Below are 26958 nucleotides of genomic sequence, written 5' to 3'. Positions count from 1 at the left end.
CCGGGGCAGGGGTTTGATATCTCACCGGAAGTCGCGGGAGTGATTGGGGATGGCGGCGAGTTGTTCGGTCAGGTCCTGCATGCGGGTGACGACCACGTGGATCACTCCTTCCGCCTTCTGGATTTTTCCGGTGACCAGCAGGGCTGCGGAGTGGCGGGCGATGCGGCGGAACCGTTCCCAGGTGTTCTGCCAGACGACGAGGTTGGCCTGATCGGTTTCATCTTCGATGGTCATGAACGTCACCCCCTTCGCTGTTCCCGGTCGCTGGCGCAGCAGGACCAGTCCGGCGATTTTGACGAGCATCCCGTCAGCAATCTCCTGCAGATCCACAGCCCGGACCGCTCCCCGGTTCCCGATCTGTTCCCGCAGGAAGCTGATCGGATGGGCTTTCAGTGACAGGCCAGTGGTCTGGTAATCGGCGGTCACCTCCTCGAACGGCGCCAATGTCGGCAGGATGACTGGCGGTTCTGTCGGATCGGCGGCATGCAGGAGATCGCCAGATTCCTGTTGCGGCAGGGCATTCCATAGCGCAGCCCGGCGACTGAGGGACAGTGAACCGAATGCATCCGCCCGCGACAGCTTGATGATAACGCTACGCGGCAACCCCGTTCGTTGAACGAAATCCTCCATCGACCGGAATCGTCCCTGCTGCCGCGCCAGCATGATCTTTCGGGCAGCGGCTTCGGAGATCCCGGCCACCATCCGCAAACCCAGTCGTAACGAAAATCGTTGCTCATCATTTTCGCCCCCTGTGCCCTCCGTTTCTCTGTGTTTCACTCCATCTGGTGAAGAGTCTGCAAACACAGAGGCACAGAGATCACGGAGAGAGGATGAAGGGAATTTGTTCAAACCGACAGATTCCAGTGTGCAGTCCCAGTCGCTATGGTTGATGTCGACCGGCAGAACGGGGACATGGTGTTTGCGGGCGTCTTCAACAAGCTGGGCGGGGCCGTAGAACCCCATTGGCTGGCTGTTGATTAAAGAGGCTGTGAATGCGGCCGGATAGTGATATTTCAACCAGGCGGAGACATACGCCAGCAGGGCAAAGCTGGCGGAGTGCGATTCCGGGAACCCGTACTCTCCGAACCCGCAGATCTGCTTGTAGAGCCGCTCCGCAAACTCTGGGTCATAGCCGTTCTGTTTCATCCCTTCGATCAGCTTGATCCGGAACGGTTCCAGACCCCCTTTCCGTTTCCAGGCAGCCATGGCCCGTCGTAGCTGGTCCGCTTCCCCCGGGGTGAACCCGGCCGCGACAATCGCCAGCTTCATCGCCTGTTCCTGAAACAATGGAACACCGAGCGTTTTGTGGAGAACCGCTTTGATCTTGTCATCAGGATAAGTCTCTTCCTCCTCGCCCCGCCGTCGTCGTAAATACGGATGAACCATATCCCCCTGAATGGGACCGGGACGGACGATCGCCACTTCGATGACCAGATCGTAGAACTTCTCCGGTTTGAGCCGGGGAAGCATGCTCATCTGGGCCCGGCTCTCGATCTGGAACACTCCGACCGTGTCGGCCCGCTGAATCATCCTGTATACAAGCGGGTCATCCTGGGGAATTGTGGCCAGTGTTAACGTGCTTCCATAATGTCTTTCCACCAAATCAAAGGTTTTCCGGATGGCGGTCAGCATTCCCAGCGACAGGCAATCGACCTTCAGGAGTCCGAGGGCATCAAGATCGTCCTTGTCCCATTCGATCACCGTGCGTCCCGGCATGGAGGCATTCTCAATCGGGACCAGTTCATGCAGCGGCCCCTGTGTCATCACCATCCCGCCCACATGCTGGGAGAGATGCCGGGGGAACCCCAGCAGTTCCGTGGTGAGATACAAGAGTTGCCGACCAAGACGGGACTGCACATCCAGCCCTGCTTCCCGCAGCCGTCCAGCCAGTTGTTCGCTGCTGCCGAAATGGTCAAGGTTCTTCGCCAGCCGGTCGACCTTGTCGAGTGACAGCCCCAGTGCCTTGCCAACATCCCGAATGGCGGATCGGGGACGATAGGTGATCAGCGTGGCGGTCATCCCGGCCCGGTCACGGCCGTATTTGTCATAGACATACTGAATAACTTCTTCCCGGCGTTCGTGTTCGAAGTCGATATCGATATCCGGAGCTTCTCCCCGTTCCTTTGAGATGAACCGCTCGAAGAGCAGATCGATTTCCTTCGGGTCGACGGATGTCACTCCCAGACAGTAACAGACCGCCGAGTTGGCAGCGGAACCCCGTCCCTGACAGAGAATCCCTTTGCTGCGTGCAAACCGCACCAGATCCCAGACAGTCAGGAAATAGGCTTCATACCGCAGTTCGCTGATGAGGTTCAGTTCATGCTCGATCGTCTGGTGAATCTTCGCGGGAATGCCGCCAGGATAGCGATTACTCGCACCTGCCCAGGTGAGCTGATGCAGATGCTCCAGTGGGGTTGTCCCATCCGGACAGAGTTCGTGCGGGTATTCGTATTTCAGCTCATCCAGCGAGAACGAACAACGGGAGGCGATCTCGAGTGTCCGTTCTATCGACTCCGGGCAACTCTGAAACAGCAATCGCATCTGCGCCGGTGACTTGAGATGCCGTTCGGCGTTGACGAACCGCCGCTCTCCCAGTTCGGCAACCGTACAGCGATGCCGGATGGCGGTCAGCACATCCTGCAGTGGCTGTCGTGCCGGAGTGTGATAATGGACGTCATTGGCGGCCACCAGTGGGAGCCCGGACTGCCGGGACAATTGTTTCAGATCGTTCAACTGGCGGTCATCATCCCGCCCGCAGTGCAGCTCAGCCAGCAGGGAGGCCCGATCACCAAAGGCGTCACGATAGAGATGCAGCGACGGCAGGTGTTCCTGCTTTGGAACAACAGCGGCAATCAACCCCTCGCCATGATGGGCAATGTCCTCCAGAGTCAGTCGGCATTCTCCTTTGGGAGCATTCCGGCGGCCGTGGGTGATGAGTGTCGACAACCCTCCATAACCGGACCGGTCCATTGCCAGCAGGACAACCGGCAGACCGTCGACAGGGGTGATCTCGGCCCCGATCAGCAGCTTCAGTCCGACCGCTTTGGCTGCGACATGCGCGCGGACAACTCCCGCCAGCGTGTTCCGGTCTGTCACGGCGAGTGCGGTATAGCCGAGCTCCACAGCCCGCTGAACCAGTTCATCCGGATGGGAGGCTCCCTCCAGAAACGAGAAATTCGATTTACAGTGGATCTCGGCATAAGAAGAACCCGTGACCGTCATCAGCGAGGGCGGAGCATGCGGCAACGGGCGGACCGGTTTCAGAAATGGAGGGGGATCAGGCATGAATTGGCTGCAGGTTTCGAATAAAGAATCAGCTTCCCTGTCACTCAAACACTCCCTGTAAAAACCAGTGTCCCGTGGGTTGCTCGCGGAACAGCCAGAACCTCGTCCCGGTTGTGGTTTCGATCCGGTAGTAATCGCGGCGGACCATTTCCGATCGCCACCAGCCGGTAATGAGCCGTTCCGGGCCATGCAGCTGTGAGACAATCTGTTCTTCCCCCTGCCAGCGGAACCGCAGCAAACCGCCACCAGTTGATTGAATGACCACCCTTAGCCGAACCGGCTCGGGCAGCAGGCGAAGGGGACACCTGGGAATTCTCTGAACAGGTGTTGCAGTGTTGTCGGCAGGTTCCTGTGAGGTCGTCAGCCACGGCTCGGCGATGCAGGAGCGTTCCGGCAATGGTTCGGCAATCTGTTGATAACGAACAACCGCCTGTTCCCCCAGTCGGCTGCTGAGCCGTTCGATCAGTTGCAGAAACTCGGCATACCCCGGCCCTTCGTCGTCGAACAGTGTCTTTCGCTTTGGTGCCTGGGAAGAACAGGGAACGGCTTCCAGCCAGACGGCAACAATTCCCGCTGAGAGTAGCAGCGTATCCAGTTTCAGGAAGAGCAGTTCCCGGAGCCGGTCGAACTGGCTGGTCGGACGCAAGACACGGATCTCGAACGTCCCCGTCTCACCGGCTTCAGTCTTCCAGCCACAAGTGATCTGCAGGGTTTCCCGTTGCCGCTGGATCAGCTGGCTGAGGATGTTCTTCAGCAGTTCCCACAGGGCTTGCTCGACGTCGCCCGGCTGGGTGAGCGGAAATTCGAACCGGAATTCACTGCGAACCGGGACCGGCGGGAAATCGGGCTCCAGCAGTTCTTCCAGATGACCGAATGCCTGATCCAGCCGCTGCAACAGTTCCGGACCGAACCGCGACGGCAGACTGGTACGCGGGATGTTCCGAAACTGACCGATTGTAGTGAGCCCACATTCTTTCAGCAGAGAAACGACAGATGCCGGTAAACGTAGAGCCTGCACCGGTAACGGGACCAGTTGTTCCTGCAGTTCGCCTGTATTCACAATCATCGCCGTCACCGGGGGAGAACTTCTGCGGTTTGCTCTTTGGTCGAGTGGAAAGTGAACCAATCCCCATGCTGCTCCGAATGTCGGCGCCACTGCGATCCGCACCTGATAATCCTGTTGATGAAAACCGTCAGCAACCTGCTGGCAGAGTGACTCAATCCCGCCGAAGTGCGCGGCGTAACCGGTCACATCCAGAAACAGCGACTCCGGTTGCTCGGCTGGTTCCAGTCCGGCACAGGGAGTGAACCGCTGACATTGCCAGGCGAGCGTTCGCAACTGTTCCCGATCCGCTGCCGGATCATGCTCTTCCAGCAGGGAATGCCGCACGAGCGTCTGGGCTTCCGCCACTGGCATTCCAATACGAACGTGCCTCTTCATCGCCCGCTCACAGCAGGCAGTGACCTGCGGGGTACGGGTCCTGAGCGATGAATGTAGGATTACGGGCATTCTCCTAAGCTCCGGCCGCGCGGCATACTGCCGCTGAATCGCCCAGTTCGGAAACCATACGCACAGCACCTGTCTCATCATCCAGTTCCAACTGAGCGACCATCCCCGGGAATCCGTTCCGGATCTTCAGCACTTCCATCTCCATCCTCCGCACAAACCAATTTTCTGAAGGCACTGGGGACACCAGCACCCGCAGATCGGCACTGCTGGTCTCACGCAGGGCTTCCGTACCGCGCAGCAGGAGACACAGCGAATTCCCGGTCTCTGCTGCAATTTTCAGGCGCCGTCCCATCACAGAAGTCAGCCGATCGATCCGGCAGCAGACGACATCCACCCCGCGCGAACGCAGCCCCTGTTCCACAGCCCAGAGAGCCGCAGCAGTATCGACGTTTCGCACAAAAACCGTACGGGACAGATTGATCCCCGCCTCCTCCCAACCGCCCGGAAACAGGTCACCGATGAAATCGACCACCAGCCAGCGGGCCGGTGTCGAAACCGCTTTTTGTGCAGCGGCCAGTGCCAGTTGCAATGCTCCCGATCCGTCATCACGGGCAATCCACTCGCTGACATCACCGGGAGCCAGCTCCGGCCCGGGAAGCCAGTCCGTTCCTGAAGAACCGCTCCGGGAGGCAGTTTTTCTGGGAGAACAACGCGATCCTGCCCGTTGCAGCAGGTGTCGCAGCTGATCCAGTGTAGTGTTGCTCATGATGAGTGCTCCTTTGCAGAATATGAACACCCGTACACTCACGTGTCCAGCCCAGTTCCGGAAAATCAGGAAATTCCCTTCGCCGTCAGGTTGTTCATGTCCTTCGTACCCGCCGAACTGCTGTCCCTCTTTCCTCCTGCACGGCAGGAACTGTTCAACTACGTCCGCTGTCATGTGGATAGCATCCAGCTGCGGGAGATTGCGATGGCCGACTACGGCTGGGGGGCGGAGGAAGTTCTCCCGCTGCTGCAGACCATCGCCGGACGAGGAATCTTCCCCGCCGACATGCCGTTTCCGCTGCGGGAAGTCCTGCAGCTGACGATGTACTCCAACCCCGAGAACCCCAATCCGCCGCCGCATCGTCCCGGCCCCTCGGGAAGGACGGGACATCAGACCCGGCTGTTTGCATGTACCGTCAAAATGCTGGCCGACACCGATCCCGCCATTTCATTTGAAGATGACAGTACCGATTCCACACTGGCCAGTGCCTTAACGAGCGCTGAAGCTATGGGGGCCGAAGCGATGCTGGCCCTGGGACGGCTTCTCAGCTGGCGGGTCTCCACTGTCGGATCAGACGAACCGGTGTTGATGGCACTCGGAATCCTCGTGCTGGCGCTGTCACAACCACCCAAAGGGGCTGGCCCCTTTCTGGAACCGCTTGCCGACTGGGTACTCTCGACCGATGCCGAGTTTCAGGAACAGCTTCGTGAAGACGGCTGGAAAGAACCGCGCCCACTTCCGTTCAGCGTGCAGCGGGGAGCCTGGCAACCAATGCGGGACAAACTTCAGGCGGCTTCACAATGTGATTATCCTGCAACTCTCCGGGAGAAGCTGCAATTGTGTGCCCTGCTGCTCGACCCATTCTGATCACTCATCACGGACAATCCCATGTGCGGTAGATACAACCTGCGGGTCACCCCCAATGAACTGCAGGAGTTCTTCAGCCTGTTCCGGGCGCCGGAGCCGTTTCCGCCCCGGTATAACATTGCTCCCACGCAACAGGTGCTGGCAATCCGCAATGAGGACGGGGAACGCATCGCTTCCCCGTTCCGCTGGGGACTGATCCCCGGCTGGGCGAAAGACATCAAGCAGGGAGCAAAGATGATCAACATCCGCAGCGACACGCTCGCGGAGAAACCAACATTCAAAGCCAACCTGAAACGCCGCCGCTGCCTGATCCCGACCACCGGGTTCTACGAATGGCAACCCGGCCCCGGCAAAACAAAGCAGCCGTTTCATATTCATTCCCGTGATGGCCAACTGATGGCGTTCGCCGGGCTCTGGGATCACTGGGAAAAGAACGACCCGTCAATCGACTCCTGCGGTATCATCACCACCGACGCCAACCGCCTCATGCAGCCCCTCCACAACCGGATGCCGGTGATCCTGCCAGCAGAACTGTGGAATGTCTGGCTCGATCCGGACGTGGACCCCCGGGAACTTCTGCAACTGCTCACTCCCTGGACTGATGACGATCTCGTCGCCGAACCGGTTTCCACGGCAGTGAACAACGTCCGGAACACCGGCCCTGAGTGCCTCGCCCTGATGGGATCTGGCTCGACACCGCCGCTGCCGGGGCTTTCATAGTGGAGAATACGATGCGAGGCTAACTAACTCTCCACTGGCGAACAGAACACCACGGTCGGTCGAGCGCTTCTGGATGCGGATTGTGACGGGGGGTTCGGCGGCGATGATCGTGGGACGTGGACGTTCGGGAGCGGCTTCGGTCTGGAACGAGGATTTCAGGTCGTTGATCTGCCGGGCGAGTTCGTGTGAGGATGGACCGGTGTCGTTGTCAGTCAGTTGCTGATTGGTGGCGGAGAGGCTGGTTTTGAGTTGGTCGCGGAGGGTGGTCAGTTCGGTCAGGTAGCTTTCCAGCGTGAACGGTTTGCCGAGGCGGGACTGGTAGTCCTTGAGCTGGGACTGGGCAATCGTCAAGTCTTGGCGCAGCTGGTCGCATTCTTCTCCGTAGCCGCTGGCGAGGCGTTCCACCGCGTTCAGCACGGCCCGTGGTCCCTGATGGTCTTTGGAGAGCCGGGTTTTGCGGGTGATGGCTCCCTGCAGGTAGGCTTCTGCCGGGAATTGGGGATCGACGACCAGGCCGAACGCCAGTCCGTGATAAGTCCCGAACGGGATTTTTGTCGGATGAGCAATCAGGGCGGGGATCGTATCCAGTCTGGCAGCGATCGCCGGGATCAGATCGTCTTTGTGAACGGTTCTTCCGTTGATTGTAACCGGTTCGCCGTCGTGGTGGCTCATCCGGGAACTGTCTGCGGTCAGTTTCTCCAACCGGTCGGCGTAGCGGTTGATCAGGTCGGGGAGATCGCGGACGTTCCTGCGGGCGAGGAACTGTTCATCGAGATGGCTTTTCTTGAGCAGGTGCAGCCGTTGCAGTTCGGCCTCGGCTTCGGCCAGAGTGAGCACAGCCGGGTTGCCGGAAGCGATGGCTTTCACTTCGGCATAGCTGAGTTCCTGACCTCCAATATCTTCCGCAGTGCGGATCGCATTGTCGCCGGTCATCACCTGATTGATGAACCGGGCCTTCGTTTCCAGAGCCTGCCACATGTAGGCATCAAAGCTCTGTTCGGTCACATAACGGTAGATCGACACTTCTTTGTTCTCGTTCCCCTGACGCAAAATCCGACCGTCCCGCTGTTCGACCTCGGCTGGTTTCCAGGGGGCGTCCAGATGATGCAGGGCTGCCAGCCGTTTCTGGACGTTGGTGCCGGTTCCCATTTTCTGGGTGCTGCCCAGCAGGACGCGAACGGCGCCTTCCCGGACCTTCTTGAACAGGGCCTGTTTCTTCGCATCAGATTCCGCATCACCAATGGAGGCGATCTGCTCGCGCGGGATGCCGGATGCTGTCAGCTTGCGAATGATCTCAGAGTATGGCGAATACCCCCATGCCGTCGGGTTGACCCCCATGTCCGCGAAGATCATCTGTGTCCCACGAGAACTGGCGGTCCGGTTGAAGATCTCGGTGACTGTTTCCACGAGGCGATTGATCTTGGATTCCGGGAAGTCGTCCGCCACCGGATCGAGCATCCTGGCATCGGTGGCCAGTTTCCGGCCGTCGGTCGTGATCGCGAGGGCGTTGTCCTCCCGGGGATCGATCTTCTCGTTGCGGATGCGTTCGTAACGCTGCACCAGTTCCTGTTGCAGATCGTGCTGTTCGTCCGACATCGGGCAAGCGATCACTTTGGGTTTGTTGCCTTTGAGTGTGGGACGGGGAAGGTTCAACATCGCATCCGTTTGGACGTCGGCGAACGCCCGGAACATCTGCTGGAGTTCCGGCAGGTTCGTGAACCTGGCGAACCTTGATCGTGGTCGCAGGCCAGCACCATCAGGCGTGATCTCCATGGAGTCAATCACTTCCCCGAATGTCGCCGCCCAGGCATCGAAATGTTCGATCCCCCGGCTGCGCAGCCCGGCTGGATCAAGGAACCTCTGGAGCGTGTACAGTTCGACCATCGTATTGCTGATCGGGGTTCCGGTGGCAAACGTCACCCCGTGTCCGGTATGCAACTGATCCAGATACCGGGCTTTCATGTAGACATCGAATGCCCGTTCGCTCCCGCCCGTTTGAATTCCCGCCACGCGGTCCATCTTGGTGGGAGTTTCGAGGTTCTTGAAGTAATGGGCTTCATCAATGAACAGGTGATCGACACCCAGTTCATCAAACACCAGACCATCGTCCTTTTTGTCTTCCGCCAGCAGGTTCTTGAGGCGTTCTTCCCTCTGGGCTTTCTGCTTTTCGATCGTCTTGATCAGATTGCGACGGTTTCCTTTTTCAGAGGCATGTTCACAAAGCAGGGCGTCGTACTCGGCGATCTGCTCCCGCAGGAACTGCTCCTGATAGTTTCGCGACATCCCGATCCGCTCGAAGCTGGAATGCGTGACGATGATCCCGTCCCACTCGCCCGAAGCAATCCTGGCGGTGAGGAACTTGCGTTTGTCCCGTGTGAGATCCTCCTTGGCCGCGATCAGCAGCTTGGCGTTCGGGTACAGCTGCAGGAACTCCCGGGAAAACTGCTCCAGCAGATGGTTGGGGACCACGAACATCGGCTTCTTGATCAACCCGGCCTGTTTCATCTTCATGCCGGTGGCCGCCATGGTGAACGTCTTCCCGGCTCCGACGCAGTGGGCCAGCAGTGTGTTCCCGCTGGACATTCCCCGCCAGACGGCGGCGTTCTGATGCGGACGGAGTTGAACCGTATCGTTCATGCCGGGGTAGTCGAGATGGGAGCCGTCGAACACGCGCGGGCGGAGGTTGTTGTAGAGATCGTTATAGATCCGCACGAGGCGTTCGGTCCGGTCGGGATCGGTAAAGATCCACTGCCGGAATTTTTCCTTGATCAGCTTCTGCTTTTCCCGGGCGGCGAGGGTTTCAGTCTGGTTGACGACCCGTTCTCCCTGATCCAGCGTGTCGTAGACCGTGGGAGATTTCATGTTCAGGGCCAGCTCCAGCAGCCACGTTCCGTTCGCGCGGGGTGTTCCGAAATCAATCGTGGCAGAGACTGACTGCAGGGCGGTGTACCCGGCATCGAGCGACCAGACCGCGTCTTTCTGCAGGTGGGCAACCGGAACGGCGGAAGGATCGACATTGAACAGTTCTGATGCAAACGTCTGAAGATCCTCCTCCGGTATCCAGGGAGCACCGAGGTTGGCATCGATGTCACCGGGAAGAACGTCCGGGGGTTGGACTTCGGAAAGAGCGGAGACATTACGGAAGTAGGCCATCCCGGCAGCTTCGGCGGTTTTCAGCTTCTCGCGGACGTTGCCGGAGAGATAAACATCGGATGTCTGCCATTCATTCAATTCCGGATCATGAAAGATCAGGTCACCGAGTTCCTCGATGATCTGCGGTTCCGATTTACCATAGAGCGAAGCGATGAACTCCAGATCGACTTTCCCTCGTTGATTGAGCGCCACCAACAGGCCCTCTTCCGCTGACTGTACCCTCGTGACCGGCGGTGTGCGGCCGACGACGTCCCGCTGGAGAATGGCGGCTTTCGTCGCTTTGCCGGTCGGTTCGTCATATTCCTCCAATGACATGACCAGCATCGCATCCGGATCTTCGCGGAACTTGACGAGATTGGGCATCCGGCGGATGGAGGTACCGTTCGAAGTCTCGCTGAACGTCGTTTTGTTGATCGGGCCATAGACCTGCACGAACCGGTCGTAGACCTTGTTGAGTTCCTTCCGGGCAGCGTCCCGATGTTCGGTCGGCCAATCCTCGTTCTGGGATTGCAGCACGCGGCGGGCCTGATCGCGGAGATTGATCAACGCTCCCACCCGTCTGCCAACGAGTGTGCCATCACTGCAGAGTCTGGTGCCGCCATAGACGACCGGCACCCCCTCACCTCCCTGCGACTGGTAAATCACCCTGTTCTCACCGATGAAGAAACTCCCTTCATCAATATGCCGTTGCTGGGGCGGCGGAATGAACGCCGGTGGTGGTCGGGCCGATTGCGGTGACGGAGCCAGTGGAGTGAACTGGGGTAGCTGTCCGATCGCCCGTGGTAATTGAATATGCAGGTCTCCGTTGCAGACGACGCTGTAACCGTCGCCATATAGCCGGTTCTTCCGGGACCAGCACCCCAGCACCATGTCCGGGTGATTGTGAAAATACCGGTTGATGGAGATGTCGGCTCCTTCAATCGACAGGGGAGCCACGCTGAGCCAGTCGGGATCAATATGGTTGGCGGGTTCCCCGGGAGGTCGTTTGCGGAGGAACACGATATCCGTGACCACTGCTGTCCCGTCCCGCCGGAACGTATCGGACGGGAGCCGGATGGCTCCTACGAAATCGGCCCGATCGGCCAGGTACTCCCGGATCGCCGCGTTCTGTTTGTCGAGCGAGTAGTGGGATGTCACCAGGGCCAAGACACCCCCAGGTTTGAGCAGATCCACCGATTTGGCGAAGAAGTAATCGTGCAGTGAGAACTTTTGGCCGTGATGATCCAGCTTGAGATCCGAGAACGGAACATTGCCGATGACGGCATCGATCTGGCCTTCCGGGAATTTGGTGTTCCGAAAAGATTCGATCCGGATGTCGTGTTGGGGGTGGATCGCCTGGGCAATGCGTCCGGAAATGGAATCGAGTTCGATCCCGACAAAATGTTGATCCGTCTGACCGTATTCCAGAAATCGTCCGGTCCCGCACCCTGGTTCCAGAATGGTCGCCTTCCCGGGGATGCCCATGCGCTCCAGAGCCAGGTGCATGGCCTGAATCACCACCGGAGACGTATAGAACGCATTGAACGTCGTCCGTTTGGCGCTGTCGTATTCTTCGGGCGTGAGCAGCGATTGCAGTTCCTCGCCCAGTCCCTGCCAGCTGGGGTGTTTGTATTGGCCAGTCGCCGGGTTGGGGAAGATGGAGAGTGCCAACGCTCCGAACCCGGAGAATTTTGAGAGCGTGTGACGTTCTTCCTCAGTGGCCGGTCGCTGTTCTGTCTCAATCGTTTTCAGAGTGCGGATGGCGGCGATCAGTTCATGGGCCTTCGCTTTCTCACTGGTGAAGGTGGTCGGGGAATGAGGGAGACTGGCTGGGCCCGGCTGCGGGATCTCTGCGGATCGGGGTGGCGCTGTCCGGTTCTGATGGGCAGAAGGTGCTGGCTGTTCAGCGATCTGATCGGGAACAGCAGTGAAATTCTCTGAGAAAATCTCCTGTTCCGAGTTGTTTGGCTTCGGAGTAACAAGCGGTTTGAGAAACAGGTCGAACAGCCGCTTCTGCTGCTGCGGTGGCTTCGAAATAGGGACGTGAGGTTTCGTCGGCGTCCCGTTGCTCTGTGACCTTTGTGTTCTCTGTGTTGAAGCAGAGTTCTGGTTGGCAGCAGCACTGGCAGTGAAATCCAGCCGCAACTGTTTGTTCTTCCCGGAATGCGCGCCTTGCTCCGATGTTAATGGCGGGAAGTTTGAGAAAGCAGGTCGATTGGCTTTGGATGGTGGCTTAGAAACAGGCTCAGGCTCCGCTGCCGCTCCAAACAACGAAAACAGCGTCGGCTGGCCCCACCATTTGCTCTTCCGGGCCATCGTCAGCAGCACCCGCTCAGCGTTCTGGAATGACGAATACTCTCTTCAGCCATGCTCTACTGGTTCCACTTCCGTGTTGAATTCATGCTTCACGATATCGCTGGGGAAAGTGTCGCGCAAGCGGTGAAATCAACGGAGCAGCCTGTGAACACCCAGCGGTCACTGGTTGACACTTGCTTTGGCCTATGGCAGACAGGAAGGAAGCGAATCGCCGGGTGATCCGGCAAGGAAAGGCTCGACATGGCGGAAACGGCAACCACGCAGCAACTATTGACGTCCTTGGGCTTTCTGCTCGGAGGGATCACCTTGGGCTGGGGACTGTTTTCTCTCGGGGAATCCGGGCAATCACCTGTCCATGCGGAACCGACTGTGAACACGCGGATCGAAGTCGATGATCACTCCGGCACGATCCGGTTCCTGATCGACGGCCAACCGGTGGCCCTGCTTGATCGTGACGGATTGACGATCGCCAACGATGTCCAGTATGGCGGGTTGAGCATTGATCTCGGCGAAGAACTCGCCCGCTCCCGATTGGAGCGTCCCGCATCACCACCAAGTGTGCGGGATGAGTAAACGGCGAAGCGAACGACGAACACGGCTCACTCTGGCGAGCGTTCTCGCTCTCACGTTCACCACACCTGCGTGGTCGCAGGAGCAGCCGGGGGATACCTGCTCCCCGGACAATGCGATCGGCCGTTCCGGTGGGACAGAAACCAGCGGCAAAGGTTTTTTGCTCACCTGCCAGAGCGGAGTCTGGAGCCGGATCTACGAAAGTGATGCAAATGCCAATCTGGGTGTTAGACAGGCATCCCCCAAAGCCCCGCTGCACATCGGCGGTGAACTGATCGTCGGGGAAACGACCGGTCTGGACTGCGATGCTGATCGCAAAGGCGGTCTCCGCTGGAACGACACTCAGCACACCATTGAAATGTGCGACGGAGCGACCTGGAAATGGATTACCGGTTCTGCCCTGGCCGCAGGGCCGGATGGGGCGATCCAGTTCAACAGTTCGTCGGCGTTGGCGGGGACATCCTCGTTCGTTTACACCAGTGGCGGCGCGGTTTCGATCACGACGACTTCTGCCTCTGGTCAAGGGCTGATCGTTCGGAGTTCCCCCTCACAATCCGGCAACCTGACCGAGTGGCGGGATGCAGCAGACTCCCCGCTGGCGTTCGTGACGCGGTCGGGGAGCATTCTGGCGGGGGATGGTTCGGCGGCCGCACCGTCGCTTTCGTTCGCGAATGACTCGAATACGGGATTTTATTCTTATCAGGATAATCTGCTTGGGGTTGTTACCGGTGGAACTCTTCTGGCAGGTTTTGGCAACAACCGTATTAACATGCGTAGCGGATCTTCGATTACCTGGTCTGATGTTTCTAATCCTTTTACCAATGCCGGTGGTGGATCCCTGAGTGCTGGCAGCGGTAGAACATTGTCTTATCAGGCTGGCTCGTACTCTACCGCCTTCCGCCTTTTTAATTTTACAGGGACAGACAGCGAATTCGCCACCATGGGTTTCCGCAAGAATGCCAATGTCTTTACCATCGAAACGGAAAAAACCGGAACGGGCAGTGTACGCGATATCGCACTGATCGGCGCGGCGGTCGGTATCGGCACAGCGAACCCGGCTTCGACAGGCGCACAGGTGCTCAAGCTGGATGTCGAAGGACCGGTCGGCGCGACGGCCTACTGTGACAGCGACGGCAACAACTGCTTCAACCCCGCCAGCGGTGCGATTGCAGCTGGTCCGGAAGGAGCGGTACAGTTCAACAGTTCGTCGGCTCTGACGGGGACTTCCTCGTTTGTTTTCACCAGTACGGGGAACGTTGGCATTGGCGTGCAGAATCCAACCTACAAACTTGAGATCAACGGAGAAATCAGGATCAACAACAATCAATTGGGGATCACATTTGGGCCAGATAACAATCTTGTGAGGATGTACAAGTCGGGTACGAATCAAATCACGGTCAGTACACGATTGAGGGCATCTAACTTTCAGGGTGTCAATTCAGCCGATACGACAGGAATGTTTTTTAACACTCCGAATTCAACTCTCTCTCTGCGTGTCAATTCGAGTGCGGTAGATAGGTTTCATATTAATGCTCTGGGATTGGTGGGAATTAATACGACATCACCTGCGGCGCAGCTTCACATAAATGCGAATTCCTCAGGTTCTGTAAAAGGCGTCATTATTCAGGGCGGAGAATCCCAGATTGCGAATCTGACGGAATGGCAGAACAGCAGCGGGACAATCCTGGCCACATTCTCGTCGGCTGGTTTTCTGGCGATCGGCAAATCCACTCCTCAGACGGCTCTGGATGTCGTGGGGGACATTCAGTACACCGGTGAAATTCAGGATGTTTCGGATCGCAGGCTGAAGGAGAACATCGTTCCCCTCGCTGATCAGCTGGTGAAGATCACGGCGTTGCAACCGGTCTCGTTTGTGATGCAGGGGGAGACCAAAACCGAACTCGGCCTGATCGCCCAGGATGTTGAACCGCTGTTCCCCGATCTGGTGCGGACGGCTAGCGATGAGATCGGCACGAAATCCATCAACTACATCGGCCTGATTGCTCCGCTGATCCGGGCTGTTCAGGAACAGCAGACGGAAATCCAATCCCAGCAGCAGACGATCGAACGGCTGGAGAACCAGATCGACACGCTGGAAACCCGCCTTCGCCGTCTGGAAGAACGCACCGGCAGTTCCTCTCCCTGAAGTTCAGCATCCCGGCTGGCCCCGTTCGCCTCGCCGTCGCATCGGCCTGCACCACAGCTGAGGCCGATCGCGGTCGAGCGAACACAGGGGCACACCCCGTTTGCTGAGCCCGAGCCGAAGGCTTGCGCCTGGTCCTGATTGATCGACATGCAGGACCGACCATTCAACGTCCTGTGGACAACTCCCCTCGTCCCGAAGTTCACCATTGGGTTCCTGCTTTTGCCGTGCTACCGATGAAGAAATGACGCAGCGTGCATCGCTGTACCACTTCATCGGGGGAACATGACCAGAACGATTGCAGTTCTCAATCAGAAAGGCGGAGCCGGCAAAACCACAATTGCCACGAACTTGGCCCATGCCCTCGTGCTGGATGGCTGCAAGGTGCTGCTGGTGGATGCCGATCCGCAGGGATCGCTGCGGGACTGGAACGAAGTCAACGGGGGCGAACTGATCCCGGTGATTGGACTGGATCGGGAAACACTCGCCAAAGATCTGCAGGCAGTCTCGAAGGGATACGATTATGTCGTCATCGATGGGGCTCCGCAGATTGCCCGGTTGTCTGCCGCTGCCGTGAAAGCGGCAGATCTGGTGCTGATCCCCGTGCAGCCATCGCCGTACGACATCTGGGCCTGCGCCGATCTGGTGGACATCATCCTGGCCCGCCGGGAAGTGACCAACGGCCAACCGGCAGCAGCGTTCGTCATCAGTCGCCTCATCAAGAAAACACGGCTCTCCACGGACGTCGTCAAAGCCCTGTCCGAATACCAGATCCCGGTGCTCGACACAGGCACCTCCCAGCGGGTGGTCTATCCCACCTCGGCTGCCGGAGGAAAAACGGTGTTCCAGTCCGAACCGCACGGACCGGCCGCCAAGGAAATCATCAAAATCAAGAAGGAGTTATTGGAGGTCCTCAATGAGTCTCAAAGTCAAAGCATCCCGCCGCACCGACGAGCGAAAGCAGGCCGCCATTGATGAAGCGGTCCGCGAAGAGTCGGCCCGGCTCAACCTGCTGATCCCGGAGAGCCTGCACCGCCAGCTCAAGCTGCAGGCGATTGCCGAAGGGCGCCATGTCACGCTGACGTCGATCATCATCCGGGCCGCCACCGAGTATCTGGACAAGTACAGCGATCCCGATTTCCCGGTCTGAGCCATGCTCCTCGATTCCGGAAAATCAGGCATGGAAACCCGGCGGATCGTCCGGGCAGCGGAGCTGATCCATCTCGATCCAAACCCCGACGACCGGGACAAGGCGTTCATGGCCCGGGATCTGGTGCAGGTGACGCTTCCGCACAGCAATCCCGGCGACATTCCCGTCTGGGGCCGTTCCAATGGGAACCTGACGCTGACCATCAAACCGGACTGGGTGCTCGATCCCGACACCGGCAAGACCCGTTGCCTCGGGCTGCCGTATGGCACCATTCCCCGCCTGCTGCTGTTCTGGATCACCACCGAAGCGGTTCGCAAACAGGAGCGCAAGATCCTGCTGGGGGACTCGCTCAGCTCGTTCATGCGGCAGCTGGACCTCTCCCGCCAGTACGGTGCGGTGGCTGGTGATTGATCCGCTGCATCACTGGACCGGAATCCGGCAACCCGCCTGGAGAATGCGGGATTTTCATGCCCGGACAGCCGGGTTGCAGGTGTTGATCGAGGCCCATTACCGCTACTACCAGTTCTATGCCAATTGTCTGATTGCCATCCTCTTTGCTGCTGCCATGCACTGGCTGACCGCCGGGTTCCGTCCGTGGGAACTGCTGCCGGTCAGCTTTCTGGTTCTACTCTTCTTTGCCGGGTCGCGGGATACGCTCTCGAAATACTACCGGCAGGTGGAAGGAATGCTGAAAGCTGCCTGAAACCAGAGTGTAGGAGCTCTCCCGGTCGCTGCAATTCTTCGCATGCGATCTGGAAAACAGACAGCGTTACTTCTTCGGTCCCCGCAGCTGCTTCTCCAGAGCGGAAACAAACTCCGGCAGCGTCGATCCCAGGGTCTGGACGATCGTTCGCAGCTGAATGACGTCCAGACGCCGGTCTCCCCGCTCCACCTTGCTGATGAACGACTGGCTTTGCCCGAGCAGCTGAGCCAGTTCCACCTGCGTGATGCCGCTCTTCTGCCGGAGCGCCGCCAGCAATTCCAGCAACACGCTGTATTCGTCGGTGTAAATCGATTTTTCCACAATCCGCCCTGAATCCGGGAATCGTTCTTGAATCCATGTTCGGCGGAGCGTAGATTCCGAATTGGAATAGTCCAAAATGGACTCTTCGGCAGTTCCCCTCCCCTCTTCCCACCTTCAGGAGACCGAGATGACGAACGGCAAATCCCACGGCCCGGCCAAGCCCCCCAAGTCCGAAACCAAGAAGGAGACGAAGTCCGGGAAGAAGTAACACAGTGAGAAGCCCGACCAGCCCCGCCCGATCAAGACGACCCGGCGGGGTTTTGTGTTTCTGGTAGGTTGAGTATTCATGGCTTCAAGAGACATCTTGAAGAGGCGTACTATTTGTGGTACACTTGTTTGTATGGTGAGGAAAGCAACACCCGAGAAGCGGCTTCCCGCAGCGTTCTTTGAAAACAGTACCGGGAAGATGCCGGTGCGGGAGTGGCTGCTATTGTTGTCGGAAGAAGACCGGAAGGTCATTGGTGACGATATCCGGGCTGCCGAATTCGGCTGGCCGGTGGGAATGCCCCTCTGTCGGTCAATTGCCGGTCGCAAGGGGCTCTGGGAAATCCGGAGCGACCTGAGCAGCGGACGGATCAGCCGGGTGCTGTTCTGCGTGCATGACGGGAAGATGGTACTGTTGCACGGCTTCATCAAAAAGACACAGAAGACGCCGGACCGGGAGCTGGATCTCGCGGTCTCCCGGCAGAAAGGACTGATATGAAAGCCAAACCGAAAACACAAGTGGAGAAAGGCTGGATCGGCCAGAACTTCGACGACTTCCTCAAAGAAGAAGGCCGATTGGAGGAAAGCACGAACCAGGCGATCAAACGGGTGATTGCCTATCAGCTGGCTGCTGCCATGGAAGAACAGCATCTGACGAAGGCCGCTTTGGCCCGGCAGCTAAAAACCAGCCGCTCCCAGCTGGACCGCCTCCTCGATCCGGAAAACACCAAGGTGACCCTCGACACCCTCAGCCGGGCTGCCCGGGCCGTCGGACGGGAACTGCAGCTGGAATTGAGGTAATTCGCGTTCCAGAACGGCTGCGGTAGTTCAGGGCAGTTCCAAAGGTGATGGAATTGTCGATCAGGCATGTTGCGTTTTCTTGACCCGGATTTTTGAATGGTGCCACCATGCTTGGACACAGCATCGAAATTTTCCCGGCTGGCCACACGGAATTTGATTTCCTGAAACCGTCGGTCGAAGCGATGTTTAGCATCATTGACGAGTTCATAGACCAAGAATGCTGCAGTGATCGTATTCGGATTCCCTACTGGTCCAATGAGCGGGCCATGCTGAGCCAGTTCATCGGTGGCATTTGGCGAGCAGATCCCGGGAATTATGCACTTGAGGAATACAGTTGTACAAAAGGTGAGGTCGAGAGGAAGTACAGAGGTCGACGCGACGCCTGGTTCCGAATTGAAGGGCAGAGTTGCTGTGCCGAAGTCAAACTGCCGAAATACTGCTGGCCAGCTGCGAATCGATTCACCGTTGCCAAGGCTACTGCCAATATAGAATCCGCATACCAAGAGGCACAACGCGCGATGTGTGACGCGGTGCATCCTGATTGGTTGCAGACTTTCGAAATTTACAAGATGCACGGATTGTCGACTGGAGTAGCGACAAACAATGTCCAGAATTCTATTCGCTGCTTGGGGATGATTTTCGCTGTCCCTCGCATCCACCACAAGCAGCAGAAGCGAGGCAACACTATTTTCGAATCATACGCGCAACGATGGAGAGCCGCTGCAGCAAGCTTCGCCGATGAACGTCATTGCCGAATTCTTTGGGGACGATACTTTCGGCAATCGTTACTTGAAGATGGCGGGTTCTTTCACTCGCCATATTACGGCCACTGGATCTCAACGCCCCAATTAGATTTCATCATCTGTGAGTGCAGCCAGTCATAACGAAAACGGATTGGTTGATCTGCCAAACTCGCTCATCCCGCTTGCGCGAGCGGCAGCCACCGGGAGCAATTGAATTCACCGCCATCGGCTGCGTGGCGATGTTCAGCGTCACACCTTCATGCTCCTGCAGAAACGCAATGAGAGCGAACAGATTGTCGGCGGTCGGGTTTCCGGCGGGGCCGAGCATCCGCATCAGGCTGTGCGGCTTCTTTTCCAGGGCGCTGCCCAGTTCCTGAAAACCGATCGTGGCATTGATGTAGGCACGCAGGGCCGCTTTGCCGTCATCCGTCTGACCATGGACGAACAGTTCCACTGCTTCCTGCAGTAGTGCGACCCGAAACACCGGATCGCAATCCGCACGGGATTTCACGAGTTCCTTGAAGCTGCGTGTGAGTGCCATGTCAGTCCTGCAGGTTTGATTGTCGATCTGTCAGCAGCATTCGGGCAATGCACCAGACTTCGCAGGTTCCGAGATGCGGATCTTCTGGCTCCCGTTGCCGCATCGTGTCACGAACCGAGATCGCAGTATTGAAATCGGAGAGCAGCCCGAACTGGTTCACGATCGACGGCTCGAAGATCCCGGGAAGCTGGCCACAATTGGTCAGGGTGCTGTTTCCGAAATAAGAGTCCATGATATCGAAACCACTTCGGACAAAACCCGCCGGGACAGCCTCTGAACCATTGGGAGATTCAAGGATTGCAAGCAGTTGATGCCGTTCGGCATCCCATGGTTGGCGAACCAGCAGGTACTCCGGATCACGGAAGAGAGAGCATCTAAAATCTTCGTGTACGTTGTGGTTCCAGTCCTCGTCCAGCAGCTCGGTGATTACCTCGGGGCACATCATGGAATCCAACGTCACCAATTCAGAAATGTGACTGAAACCTGAAAACTCCAGATAGCCTGTCCAATCCAGCGGTGGGCGCACGTTCATTTCTGGTGAAAAGCGTTCACGAATTGTGTAGAGCCAGTCGGGCATTGTTCTGTCACCAAAGAATGTCTGTCACAGCAGCCATGGGGTGTCTGTATACCGGATTCTCTCTGAACCGATCGCACGAAACCAGCCCTGTCTGCTTTGACGGCTACCGGTCCCGGTCTTCCCGGTCGTGTTCCTGATCGAACCGTTCTTTCAGTTGTTTCAGCATCCGTTCTTTGAAATCGTCGATCTGCCGGGCCGCTTCGGGGGTTTTCTCGTTCTGCGGGAGGAGATCGGCCGCACGGGTTCGAGGTGTTTGCTGCTCCTGCAGCGGGACTGATGCTTCGAAGTCGCGCGGGAGGCGTGGTTCTCTTGGTTGCCGAGGCTGGCGTTCTTTGCGTTCACGACGAATACGGGCCTGTTTCTGGTCCGATGTAATGGATTGTTGGGCGACCTGTGGCTTCTTTGCTTCCAGTTCCGGTTGTTTCGGGAGCTTGGGGCCTTGCTCAGTGACGATGGGCTTGGGCCGCTCCGGCAGGACCAGCTTCTGTTGTGCCTTCAGAGGATTGTCGTTCGCCTGGTGCTGTTCTTTTTCTTCCCGGAGCAGCATCTTTCTGGCCCAGTCGAGTTTCCGCTGGCGTTCTTTGGTCTGATGGGCTTTGATGACGTCGTTGCGTTGGCGGGTGAGAATCTGTTGCTGCTCTTTTAGTTTCTCATGGCTTTTCCGCTGCCGTTGCTTCATCTCGTCTGCTTTGCGGAGGTAGGCTTTCCGTTCTTCACGGAGTTTGACGACCCGCTCCTGCTGGAGGGACTGGGCTTGGGCCTCCTCATCCCGGCGTTGCTTCGTCCGCAGCTTGTCCTGCTCAGCCTGCTGCTGTTTCCGTAACTTCTCCCGACGGGCGGACTCATTGGTCAGCAGCTGGAACGCATCCGACAATCGCAGCTGGTCCGGTTTCCGCTTTCTCCGGAGAACCTGCTTCCAGTCGATCAGCTGCATCGCATTGGCGAGCGAGCCTTTCAGGGATTGTTCGTTCTTCCGGAACGCCCACCGGGCCGCTTCCTGTTCATTGAGAAGTTCGTGCCAGTTCTGCTGGTAGGCTTTGCGGAGATCCGTCCGGCTGTTGCGGATCTGCTGCTCGGTGCCAGTTTCAATCCGACGGTTCCGTTCCTTGTGGCAGGCGAGCAACCGTTCCTGATGGCGTTTATGCCGCTCTTTCTGGACATCACGGTCTCTGGCGATGTCGGCCAGTTGTTTCCGATGCTCCCGGGCGAACTGTTTTGTCTCGGGGCAGTTCTTTGCCGCCTTCTCCAGATCGTAGAGATGCCGGGGCTGCTTCTTCACGGGAGCCGGTGTTTCTCCCGCTTCCCGGTCGAGCCAGTTCTTTTCCCGCTGCTTGATGATCGCTTCGCCGTGGATCTCACGTTCCCGCTGCAGGGCGAATTTGCTGAGCTTCTCCCGCTCCTTCCAGTTTTTCTTGAGACGACCGTCATCGCCGATCAGATTGACAATAATATGGCAATGAGGATGCGGGGTATCGGTATGCCCGATGATCAACGCCTGCCGGTCACTGGCGCCGATCGCCCGTAACGCGCCATGCGCGGCATTGAGCATTCCCTGATGGTTGAGCTGTTCGGCGTCCGCCTCCTCCCGCTTCCAGCTGAGCACCACATGCCCGACCGGTTTGCCGTCCTTGGCCCCTCCCCGGCCGACGCCCGCTTTCTCCTTGAGTTCCTCCTGCAGGTAATGCGTGGCGGACATGATCCGCCACGCCAGTTGGGGATCGTCAGTTCCGAGGTTCTTCGTCTCGACGAATGCCACCCGGCTGTCCCCTTTCCGGTCGACATCGTGCAGGCAGTATTGGGCCAGTCCTCGAAATGACCGGCCTCGGGTGATCTCAACGAACATCGTCTTCATCTCCGTAAGCAACACGTTGGAGTGCAATCTCCAGCAACCCCTGGAGGTTTTCCCAGTCGTGCTGTCTGGTGGAACCGGCGTGAATGTCCCGGACCGCCTGGTTCAGGTTGTTGCCGATGGCATTCAGTTCCAGCAGCAGCCGGGGATTGCCGGACGAACGGCTTTCGATCGATGCAGGACGGTGACCAGCGATCAGTCGGCGGATGTATTCAGCAGGACGCAGACCGGCAGTACGGGCATCCTCTTCGATGCGTTCTTTCTCCGGGAGCGTCAGGTACAGCCGCAGCTCGACGTTCCGCAGTTCATCCGGATGCTTGCGGGGACGGCCGTGACGCTGACGGCGGGCCGACGGGTTGAACTCAGCGGTGGGCATCGGTCCTCCGGAAGTCGGTTGACGCAGCAGGGACAATCGGAACACAGTTCAACAGGGATCAGTGACACACCGTTGCACCAGTGGCAGATCGCGGTGCCATTCGATGGGGGTTCGGGGGAGCTACGAAGTGCTCCTCTGACCAGATGCAGCTGAACCATGCGCCAGCGTGGTCAGCGGTTTTTCCCGGAGGGAAAAAACATCTGGCTCCTCCCCGCCTCTGAACTAAACGCCAATTCAAGGTTGAAGTCAATGACCCGTTTTCGCCGCCTCACCCCTGACCCATGCCGCCCCACGCCATCCCGTGCCACCATGAGCCAGCAACCGTCAATTATCTTTTTCAGATGACATTCGTTTCGGACGACATCCCACAACAATCCCGCATTCACAGTCAGACAAACAGCATCACTCCCCATTTCGGGAAGCGATCAATACAGATCAGCAGCGATGAAGAAATCTGCATCACTGTCTTTCGTCATTCATGTCAATGAAGAGTTAGAAAGGCTATTCCGGTTCGAACCCGTAGAGGTACAGTTCGATCAATAGTTGGCGGGCGGTTTGTTCGTTGATTGGTTCACCCAGGCGGACGGACTCGGCCATCGCCCAGGCAATTTCATCAGCAGACGGTTCGTAGCCACGATGCCGTTTGGGAACCGGAAACGGCACAACATTCGATGGCCGGTTCGTCATGTCGGGCCGAACATCCGGTTCAGGTTCAGCGTCCCCATGTCGGGCCGCTTCCGGTATCCTGACAACAGTGGCTAACGGATTTCATCCTGTGCGCGGACGATGATGACTGGCGAAATCACGATTGATCTGGAAGACGAAGTTATTGAAAGGCTGTGGGAAATGGCTCGGCAACGGGGCCAGACGTTGGACGAACATGTCCACGAGATTCTCCGGTATGTTGCCGATCTGGGGTTATCGGAAGGCGACAGTTCGAGCCCCCTCTTCCGATCGCAACAATAGAAAGCGGTCAGTATTCACTGGGCAGCAGCAGTGTCCACCGGCCGTCGTCGTTCTTTGCCCAGATGTCGATTTCGTCGAGTGGAAAGTCAGTGAACGGGATCGTCTGTTCGATGAACGGCTGTTCGCCGCTGTCGGCCACCGCTTTGAGCGTGGCGGTGTGATCCGGTTGGACAGCCAGCTTCCAGAAGTGCATCAGGCTGATACGGTCGTCCTGTGAAGCGGCTTTCTGAAACTCCTTGCTCCCGATGTGTGACGCGATGGCGTCAATGAGCCAGTACGCCTGTCCCTCTTCCATCAGGAACTGGATGCCCTCGGTATAAATGACAGCCCGGTTGAACGCATGGCGGAACCACTGGGTCGAACCGGTGAACTGCTTCAGGTCAGTACGGAGCGTGTTCATCGTAGTCATGATGTTCGGCAGCGGCGGCTTTGTCGGCCGCTTTGAGTTCCTGCAGCTGGCCATAGGCCTGTTGGGCCAGGAACGCGACCCGCAGCAGGTCTTCAGCGTTCACCTTGTTCGTCTCCTGAAAACCAGCTTCCGTCCGGAACGTGCGGATCAGGTCGGCGACGTACCACGGGCCTTTCTCCCCTTCATTCCGCCATAGAACACACTTCAGGTTCCCCTGCCGGATCGTGGCAGCCGGTTTATTGTGGGCTTCAGCGGGACGGGGCTGACTGGCTTCCGGTTCCCTGCGTTGTGGTTGTGACTGCGAATTCGAGTTCGATTGTGATTTGGCCATGACGGACCTCCTTTTCTGTTCCGTCCGAGCCTGCCACGCCTTTCCCGCCCGGTCAATCACTGATTGCGGAGCCGCATCGTCGGCTTGGTAGCAATGCGGATTTCTGCATTGCGTCATTTGCAGAAAACCATCCCTACGGAAATCGTCAGGGCTTCAAATCCGTCGATGACCTTCCGCAAAATTCCTGAATGCATCATGGCTTCATCGCCATTTCACCGTACTTCTGCCGATACAGCGATGACGTTATCTGCATCACTTCATCTGAAGAATGCTGCCGCCGGGATGCAAATCAGTTCTTTCCGTAAGCCGTTCAACCATGCTATGATTGCTTCAGGAGTACGATCATGGTGACACTGAACATCGACGAAAAGACCTTCACCACCTTGCGTGAACAGGCCGCTGCCCGTGGGCTGACGGTCGAAGACTGGCTGCGAAAGGCGGTTCCGTCTCTTTCTGGAGAATACCGCCGTTCAGCCGATCTGCCGGTACAGGAACGCCTCGACCGCTTTGATGCCCTGAGCCAGCTGTTGGAAGAAATGGATGTTCAGTCCGGCGGAACGCTGGATGACAGCCGCGAGACGATCTATCAGGATCGCGGACTGTAGGAGCAGGGGAGAGGGCTGTGCGGTTCATGATCGACACCAATGTGCTGGCCCGTTATTCCGACCAGCAGAGTACCCAGCACCCGGACGCCAAGGGGGCACTCCGCCGTTTGCAGGCTGCCGGACACGATCTGGTGATCAATCCGCAGATCAAACGGGAATTCCTCGACATCGCCGAGCGACCGCAGGGAGCAGGGCCGGGAAAGAACGGGCTGGGGCTTTCAAATCAGCAGGCCCGTCGACTGGTGGAAGAATTTCGGGCGGTTTTCAGCTATGTCGAAGAATCGCCAGCTGTCGATGAACAGTTCGACCAGCTGCATCAGAAATATGGAGGCGGGAAGACTGTCCATGATCTCAATATCGTGGCTTCAATGCTGGCACACGGCATTCCGTTGCTGTTGACGTTCAACGACAGGCATTTCAATCACCTGCAGGCGGAGGGGATCAAAGTCCACACTCCGCAGCAGGTCCTGACCGGCGCGGAATTCGATCCCGCAACCTGAGTGTAGCTCGAGACATCTGCGGCAGCCGACAGAGCATCGAAGTGCATTCTCACTTCTACACCGACGTTGATCTGCAAACACGGAAATGACGCGATGACGATTTCTGCATCGTGTCATGATGGCCAGGAGCGGGGGATGTCCGTCGGATTCTGTCTGACGATCAGTCGGGATCAGGATCGTCGACAGACAGCGGGATATGGACCTGAACCGCGACACCTTCCGGCACCGGTACCCGGCTGATCAGGTAGCCGACGCGATTGACGTAGTGCAGCCCGCTGAGGAGGTACCAGTCGCCGTTATCACCATCGACCAGTGTCCAGACGGTGACCGGGTTCTGCTGTCGGACGAACTCGAATTCTTCGCCGTGGGTTTCAAACAGGCAGCCACGACCGGCGACGAATGCCCAGGTCGCATACGGGTTCAGGTGGTTCTCGATGAGCGGATAGCGGGCATCGAACTCGTCTTCGGTGAGGGTGATCAGGGTTTCCGTCATGGTCAGTCCCTCATTGCCGCTTCCAGTGCAACGACTTCGCTTTCCAGAATGTCGAACCTCGTGAACGGTTCGCTCCAGAGTTCGCCGTCGGTACGCGGGTAAATCCAGAACGACAGTCCTTTCGGCGTCCGTTCAATGGCGATGTCGAACCGGCGGTCCACTTCGACGAAGATGTGATCAGGGACGTCTTTGTTGATCTCGATGTTGTAGCTGGTCATGGAGTTTCCTTTCTGGGTTCGAGGGGATTGCGTTCGTTCAGCGTGTCAGGCCGGGTGTCTTTCACCCACGTCCGATAGCGATGAAGATCGCTGCAGAGCAGCAGCATTCGTCGCAGTGCGTGGTCCTGATCGCGGGCGAGGATGTCGACTTCGATGTTGAGGCGGTAATGCTTCATGGTTCAGTTCCATTCAGGGTTGAGGGTTTCAAAGATCAGGCAGGTATCATGCAGCCCGGGGATGAAGCTGGTTTGATACTGCTTGCGGGACGATGTGTTGCCATGCTGGAAGCGGATGATTTCCGTGCAAGCCATGTGCAGATCTTCACGGATCGCCCGTTCCACCAGCAGGTGCGAGAGTGGCATGTAGCGGCCGTGATCGGAGTAGTTGCCGATCAGAATGGCAATCTTGCCGGACGGGGTGAGAACCGACTTCGACAGCCGCAGGATCAGCTGCATCCGGTTCAGGAACGCTTCCAGCGTCGGTAGGCAGGACAGGCAACGCGGATCGCGGTTGTACCGGATCATTCGCCAGTAGGGGGGATGGGCCCAGATGAAATCGACCGGTTCCAGACCGACATAGGAATCTGCATCAGCCGCATCCTGACCGAGACGGAGATCCATTTCGGAGTAGGGGAGCCCGAGTTCCCGGCAAACGTCGCCGCAGGTGCCGGAGCCTCGCATCAGATCGAGAACTGATTTCGAGCCGAAGTATCGCAGCAGGTCTTTGATCAGATACCCGCTGCAATTACCGCGATACCGGGCATCGCCATACGGTCCACGACCGACCCGGGAATACAGGCTGGTCAGCTCCGGAACCGGACTGGTGTTGAGCGGAGCATCCGGCAGCCGGGCATAGATCGACGGTAACCGGGCTTCGGGACGATCGGTTTGTTTTTCGGTGATGTGATTCATGATGGATCTCC

31 protein-coding genes are annotated in these 26958 nt (G+C 57.9%); 15 read left to right on the top strand and 16 right to left on the bottom strand.

From position 1 onward, the window contains the following. Nucleotides 1-21: 21 nt before the first annotated feature. The 3 genes from SH668x_RS00735 to SH668x_RS00725 form a co-directional block, all read right to left on the bottom strand. Nucleotides 22-3222, bottom strand: coding sequence for an error-prone DNA polymerase (locus SH668x_RS00735; RefSeq protein ID WP_437188593.1), 3201 nt, complete (start codon nt 3220-3222; stop codon nt 22-24). A gap of 103 nt (nt 3223-3325) precedes the next feature. Continuing rightward, entirely contained in the window at nt 3326-4795 is a 1470-nt protein-coding gene (locus SH668x_RS00730; protein WP_437186788.1) for a Y-family DNA polymerase, read from the bottom strand. Nucleotides 4796-4799: 4 nt separating this feature from the next. Then, nucleotides 4800-5501 carry an ImuA family protein gene (locus SH668x_RS00725; RefSeq protein ID WP_437186787.1) on the bottom strand — a complete coding sequence of 234 codons (702 nt, stop codon included), beginning with the start codon at nt 5499-5501 and terminating at the stop codon, nt 4800-4802. Between the two features lie 96 nt (nt 5502-5597). On the opposite strand from SH668x_RS00725, the gene SH668x_RS00720 reads away from it, so the two are divergent. Both SH668x_RS00720 and SH668x_RS00715 read left to right on the top strand, forming a co-directional pair. Beyond that, nucleotides 5598-6368 (top strand): hypothetical protein, encoded by a 771-nt coding sequence (locus SH668x_RS00720; protein WP_437186786.1) that lies wholly within the window; start codon nt 5598-5600, stop codon nt 6366-6368. Between the two features lie 21 nt (nt 6369-6389). Next, nucleotides 6390-7088, top strand: a complete 699-nt coding sequence (locus SH668x_RS00715; protein ID WP_437186785.1) for an SOS response-associated peptidase — start codon at nt 6390-6392, stop codon at nt 7086-7088. Here the strand turns inward: SH668x_RS00715 and SH668x_RS00710 are convergent. Continuing rightward, a complete protein-coding gene (locus SH668x_RS00710; RefSeq protein WP_437186784.1) occupies nt 7083-12536 on the bottom strand; it encodes a DEAD/DEAH box helicase family protein in 5454 nt (1817 codons plus the stop codon). The genes SH668x_RS00715 and SH668x_RS00710 overlap by 6 nt on opposite strands. A 240-nt stretch (nt 12537-12776) precedes the next feature. Between SH668x_RS00710 and SH668x_RS00705 the strand changes: the two genes are divergently transcribed. The 6 genes from SH668x_RS00705 (at nt 12777) to SH668x_RS00680 (ending at nt 17102) form a co-directional block, all read left to right on the top strand. Beyond that, entirely contained in the window at nt 12777-13109 is a 333-nt protein-coding gene (locus SH668x_RS00705; RefSeq protein WP_437186783.1) for a hypothetical protein, read from the top strand. Then, nucleotides 13102-15252: a tail fiber domain-containing protein gene (locus SH668x_RS00700; protein ID WP_437186782.1), complete on the top strand. Its 2151-nt coding sequence runs from the start codon at nt 13102-13104 to the stop codon at nt 15250-15252. The genes SH668x_RS00705 and SH668x_RS00700 overlap by 8 nt, the downstream gene beginning before the upstream one ends. 282 nt (nt 15253-15534) lie before the next feature. After that, nucleotides 15535-16224, top strand: a complete 690-nt coding sequence (parA, locus tag SH668x_RS00695) for a ParA family partition ATPase (protein ID WP_437186750.1) — start codon at nt 15535-15537, stop codon at nt 16222-16224. After that, nucleotides 16166-16399, top strand: coding sequence for a hypothetical protein (locus tag SH668x_RS00690; RefSeq protein ID WP_437186749.1), 234 nt, complete (start codon nt 16166-16168; stop codon nt 16397-16399). Before parA ends, SH668x_RS00690 begins: the two co-directional genes overlap by 59 nt. Nucleotides 16400-16429: 30 nt before the next feature. Next, nucleotides 16430-16810, top strand: a complete 381-nt coding sequence (locus tag SH668x_RS00685) for a hypothetical protein (RefSeq protein ID WP_437186781.1) — start codon at nt 16430-16432, stop codon at nt 16808-16810. After that, nucleotides 16803-17102, top strand: coding sequence for a hypothetical protein (locus SH668x_RS00680; protein WP_437186780.1), 300 nt, complete (start codon nt 16803-16805; stop codon nt 17100-17102). Before SH668x_RS00685 ends, SH668x_RS00680 begins: the two co-directional genes overlap by 8 nt. A gap of 66 nt (nt 17103-17168) precedes the next feature. Here SH668x_RS00680 and SH668x_RS00675 read toward each other — a convergent pair whose 3' ends face one another. Next, on the bottom strand, nt 17169-17423 hold the full coding sequence (locus tag SH668x_RS00675) for a helix-turn-helix domain-containing protein (RefSeq protein WP_437186779.1): 255 nt from the start codon (nt 17421-17423) through the stop codon (nt 17169-17171). 76 nt (nt 17424-17499) lie between these two features. Between SH668x_RS00675 and SH668x_RS00670 the strand changes: the two genes are divergently transcribed. From SH668x_RS00670 to SH668x_RS00655, 4 genes are all read left to right on the top strand, one after another. Then, nucleotides 17500-17631 carry a hypothetical protein gene (locus SH668x_RS00670; RefSeq protein ID WP_437186778.1) on the top strand — a complete coding sequence of 44 codons (132 nt, stop codon included), beginning with the start codon at nt 17500-17502 and terminating at the stop codon, nt 17629-17631. Between the two features lie 132 nt (nt 17632-17763). Beyond that, nucleotides 17764-18126 carry a type II toxin-antitoxin system RelE/ParE family toxin gene (locus SH668x_RS00665; protein WP_437186777.1) on the top strand — a complete coding sequence of 121 codons (363 nt, stop codon included), beginning with the start codon at nt 17764-17766 and terminating at the stop codon, nt 18124-18126. Continuing rightward, a complete protein-coding gene (locus tag SH668x_RS00660; protein WP_437186776.1) occupies nt 18123-18428 on the top strand; it encodes a helix-turn-helix domain-containing protein in 306 nt (101 codons plus the stop codon). Before SH668x_RS00665 ends, SH668x_RS00660 begins: the two co-directional genes overlap by 4 nt. A gap of 107 nt (nt 18429-18535) precedes the next feature. Then, nucleotides 18536-19312: a hypothetical protein gene (locus tag SH668x_RS00655; RefSeq protein WP_437186775.1), complete on the top strand. Its 777-nt coding sequence runs from the start codon at nt 18536-18538 to the stop codon at nt 19310-19312. Here the strand turns inward: SH668x_RS00655 and SH668x_RS00650 are convergent. The 7 genes from SH668x_RS00650 to SH668x_RS00620 all read right to left on the bottom strand — a co-directional run bounded on the left by SH668x_RS00650 (nt 19287) and on the right by SH668x_RS00620 (nt 24220). Beyond that, nucleotides 19287-19712, bottom strand: a complete 426-nt coding sequence (locus SH668x_RS00650) for a transcriptional regulator (RefSeq protein WP_437186774.1) — start codon at nt 19710-19712, stop codon at nt 19287-19289. The two genes, SH668x_RS00655 and SH668x_RS00650, sit on opposite strands and share 26 nt — an antisense overlap. Before the next feature lies 1 nt (nt 19713). Beyond that, on the bottom strand, nt 19714-20289 hold the full coding sequence (locus SH668x_RS00645) for a hypothetical protein (protein ID WP_437186773.1): 576 nt from the start codon (nt 20287-20289) through the stop codon (nt 19714-19716). 103 nt (nt 20290-20392) lie between these two features. Next, entirely contained in the window at nt 20393-22132 is a 1740-nt protein-coding gene (locus SH668x_RS00640; protein WP_437186772.1) for a relaxase/mobilization nuclease domain-containing protein, read from the bottom strand. Continuing rightward, nucleotides 22122-22514, bottom strand: a complete 393-nt coding sequence (locus tag SH668x_RS00635) for a plasmid mobilization protein (RefSeq protein ID WP_437186771.1) — start codon at nt 22512-22514, stop codon at nt 22122-22124. Before SH668x_RS00635 ends, SH668x_RS00640 begins: the two co-directional genes overlap by 11 nt. 501 nt (nt 22515-23015) lie before the next feature. Beyond that, nucleotides 23016-23201: a hypothetical protein gene (locus SH668x_RS00630; RefSeq protein WP_437186770.1), complete on the bottom strand. Its 186-nt coding sequence runs from the start codon at nt 23199-23201 to the stop codon at nt 23016-23018. Between the two features lie 286 nt (nt 23202-23487). Continuing rightward, nucleotides 23488-23889, bottom strand: coding sequence for a DUF6876 family protein (locus SH668x_RS00625; protein ID WP_437186769.1), 402 nt, complete (start codon nt 23887-23889; stop codon nt 23488-23490). Next, nucleotides 23861-24220 (bottom strand): hypothetical protein, encoded by a 360-nt coding sequence (locus SH668x_RS00620; protein ID WP_437186768.1) that lies wholly within the window; start codon nt 24218-24220, stop codon nt 23861-23863. Before SH668x_RS00620 ends, SH668x_RS00625 begins: the two co-directional genes overlap by 29 nt. Before the next feature lie 93 nt (nt 24221-24313). Here SH668x_RS00620 and SH668x_RS00615 point away from each other — a divergent pair, with 93 nt between their 5' ends. Genes SH668x_RS00615 through SH668x_RS00605 form a run of 3 tightly spaced genes read left to right on the top strand, consistent with a single transcriptional unit; the run spans nt 24314 to nt 25325 of the window. Beyond that, nucleotides 24314-24571: a hypothetical protein gene (locus SH668x_RS00615; protein ID WP_437186767.1), complete on the top strand. Its 258-nt coding sequence runs from the start codon at nt 24314-24316 to the stop codon at nt 24569-24571. After that, complete coding sequence (locus SH668x_RS00610; protein ID WP_437186766.1) at nt 24565-24825, top strand: hypothetical protein; 261 nt, start codon at nt 24565-24567, stop codon at nt 24823-24825. The genes SH668x_RS00615 and SH668x_RS00610 overlap by 7 nt, the downstream gene beginning before the upstream one ends. Nucleotides 24826-24851: 26 nt before the next feature. Then, entirely contained in the window at nt 24852-25325 is a 474-nt protein-coding gene (locus SH668x_RS00605; protein WP_437188591.1) for a type II toxin-antitoxin system VapC family toxin, read from the top strand. Nucleotides 25326-25485: 160 nt separating this feature from the next. On the opposite strand, the gene SH668x_RS00600 is transcribed toward SH668x_RS00605, so the two are convergent. From SH668x_RS00600 to SH668x_RS00585, 4 genes are read right to left on the bottom strand one after another with little or no spacing between them, the layout of a single operon-like run. Continuing rightward, complete coding sequence (locus SH668x_RS00600; RefSeq protein ID WP_437186765.1) at nt 25486-25818, bottom strand: hypothetical protein; 333 nt, start codon at nt 25816-25818, stop codon at nt 25486-25488. Nucleotides 25819-25820: 2 nt separating this feature from the next. Further along, nucleotides 25821-26036 carry a hypothetical protein gene (locus SH668x_RS00595; RefSeq protein WP_437186764.1) on the bottom strand — a complete coding sequence of 72 codons (216 nt, stop codon included), beginning with the start codon at nt 26034-26036 and terminating at the stop codon, nt 25821-25823. Continuing rightward, entirely contained in the window at nt 26033-26212 is a 180-nt protein-coding gene (locus SH668x_RS00590; RefSeq protein WP_437186763.1) for a hypothetical protein, read from the bottom strand. Before SH668x_RS00590 ends, SH668x_RS00595 begins: the two co-directional genes overlap by 4 nt. Nucleotides 26213-26215: 3 nt before the next feature. Next, nucleotides 26216-26947: a hypothetical protein gene (locus SH668x_RS00585; RefSeq protein ID WP_437186762.1), complete on the bottom strand. Its 732-nt coding sequence runs from the start codon at nt 26945-26947 to the stop codon at nt 26216-26218. Nucleotides 26948-26958 lie beyond the last annotated feature (11 nt).

Origin of the sequence: Planctomicrobium mucosum (assembly GCF_051466335.1) — a bacterium.
Classification (GTDB): domain Bacteria; phylum Planctomycetota; class Planctomycetia; order Planctomycetales; family Planctomycetaceae; genus Planctomicrobium.
The sequence above is the reverse complement of the archived record's forward strand: the minus strand, read 5'-3'. Positions and strand labels throughout refer to the sequence as shown.

Coding starts and splice junctions, on each gene's coding strand:
- SH668x_RS00735 (WP_437188593.1), bottom strand. CDS start 3,222: ATGACGGTCACGGGTTCTTCTTATGCCGAGATCCACTGTAAATCGAAT.
- SH668x_RS00730 (WP_437186788.1), bottom strand. CDS start 4,795: ATGCCCGTAATCCTACATTCATCGCTCAGGACCCGTACCCCGCAGGTC.
- SH668x_RS00725 (WP_437186787.1), bottom strand. CDS start 5,501: ATGAGCAACACTACACTGGATCAGCTGCGACACCTGCTGCAACGGGCA.
- SH668x_RS00720 (WP_437186786.1), top strand. CDS start 5,598: ATGTCCTTCGTACCCGCCGAACTGCTGTCCCTCTTTCCTCCTGCACGG.
- SH668x_RS00715 (WP_437186785.1), top strand. CDS start 6,390: ATGTGCGGTAGATACAACCTGCGGGTCACCCCCAATGAACTGCAGGAG.
- SH668x_RS00710 (WP_437186784.1), bottom strand. CDS start 12,536: ATGGCCCGGAAGAGCAAATGGTGGGGCCAGCCGACGCTGTTTTCGTTG.
- SH668x_RS00705 (WP_437186783.1), top strand. CDS start 12,777: ATGGCGGAAACGGCAACCACGCAGCAACTATTGACGTCCTTGGGCTTT.
- SH668x_RS00700 (WP_437186782.1), top strand. CDS start 13,102: ATGAGTAAACGGCGAAGCGAACGACGAACACGGCTCACTCTGGCGAGC.
- parA (WP_437186750.1), top strand. CDS start 15,535: ATGACCAGAACGATTGCAGTTCTCAATCAGAAAGGCGGAGCCGGCAAA.
- SH668x_RS00690 (WP_437186749.1), top strand. CDS start 16,166: ATGAGTCTCAAAGTCAAAGCATCCCGCCGCACCGACGAGCGAAAGCAG.
- SH668x_RS00685 (WP_437186781.1), top strand. CDS start 16,430: ATGGAAACCCGGCGGATCGTCCGGGCAGCGGAGCTGATCCATCTCGAT.
- SH668x_RS00670 (WP_437186778.1), top strand. CDS start 17,500: ATGGACTCTTCGGCAGTTCCCCTCCCCTCTTCCCACCTTCAGGAGACC.
- SH668x_RS00665 (WP_437186777.1), top strand. CDS start 17,764: ATGGTGAGGAAAGCAACACCCGAGAAGCGGCTTCCCGCAGCGTTCTTT.
- SH668x_RS00660 (WP_437186776.1), top strand. CDS start 18,123: ATGAAAGCCAAACCGAAAACACAAGTGGAGAAAGGCTGGATCGGCCAG.
- SH668x_RS00655 (WP_437186775.1), top strand. CDS start 18,536: ATGCTTGGACACAGCATCGAAATTTTCCCGGCTGGCCACACGGAATTT.
- SH668x_RS00650 (WP_437186774.1), bottom strand. CDS start 19,712: ATGGCACTCACACGCAGCTTCAAGGAACTCGTGAAATCCCGTGCGGAT.
- SH668x_RS00645 (WP_437186773.1), bottom strand. CDS start 20,289: ATGCCCGACTGGCTCTACACAATTCGTGAACGCTTTTCACCAGAAATG.
- SH668x_RS00640 (WP_437186772.1), bottom strand. CDS start 22,132: ATGTTCGTTGAGATCACCCGAGGCCGGTCATTTCGAGGACTGGCCCAA.
- SH668x_RS00635 (WP_437186771.1), bottom strand. CDS start 22,514: ATGCCCACCGCTGAGTTCAACCCGTCGGCCCGCCGTCAGCGTCACGGC.
- SH668x_RS00630 (WP_437186770.1), bottom strand. CDS start 23,201: ATGACGAACCGGCCATCGAATGTTGTGCCGTTTCCGGTTCCCAAACGG.
- SH668x_RS00625 (WP_437186769.1), bottom strand. CDS start 23,889: ATGACTACGATGAACACGCTCCGTACTGACCTGAAGCAGTTCACCGGT.
- SH668x_RS00620 (WP_437186768.1), bottom strand. CDS start 24,220: ATGGCCAAATCACAATCGAACTCGAATTCGCAGTCACAACCACAACGC.
- SH668x_RS00615 (WP_437186767.1), top strand. CDS start 24,314: ATGCGGATTTCTGCATTGCGTCATTTGCAGAAAACCATCCCTACGGAA.
- SH668x_RS00610 (WP_437186766.1), top strand. CDS start 24,565: ATGGTGACACTGAACATCGACGAAAAGACCTTCACCACCTTGCGTGAA.
- SH668x_RS00605 (WP_437188591.1), top strand. CDS start 24,852: ATGATCGACACCAATGTGCTGGCCCGTTATTCCGACCAGCAGAGTACC.
- SH668x_RS00600 (WP_437186765.1), bottom strand. CDS start 25,818: ATGACGGAAACCCTGATCACCCTCACCGAAGACGAGTTCGATGCCCGC.
- SH668x_RS00595 (WP_437186764.1), bottom strand. CDS start 26,036: ATGACCAGCTACAACATCGAGATCAACAAAGACGTCCCTGATCACATC.
- SH668x_RS00590 (WP_437186763.1), bottom strand. CDS start 26,212: ATGAAGCATTACCGCCTCAACATCGAAGTCGACATCCTCGCCCGCGAT.
- SH668x_RS00585 (WP_437186762.1), bottom strand. CDS start 26,947: ATGAATCACATCACCGAAAAACAAACCGATCGTCCCGAAGCCCGGTTA.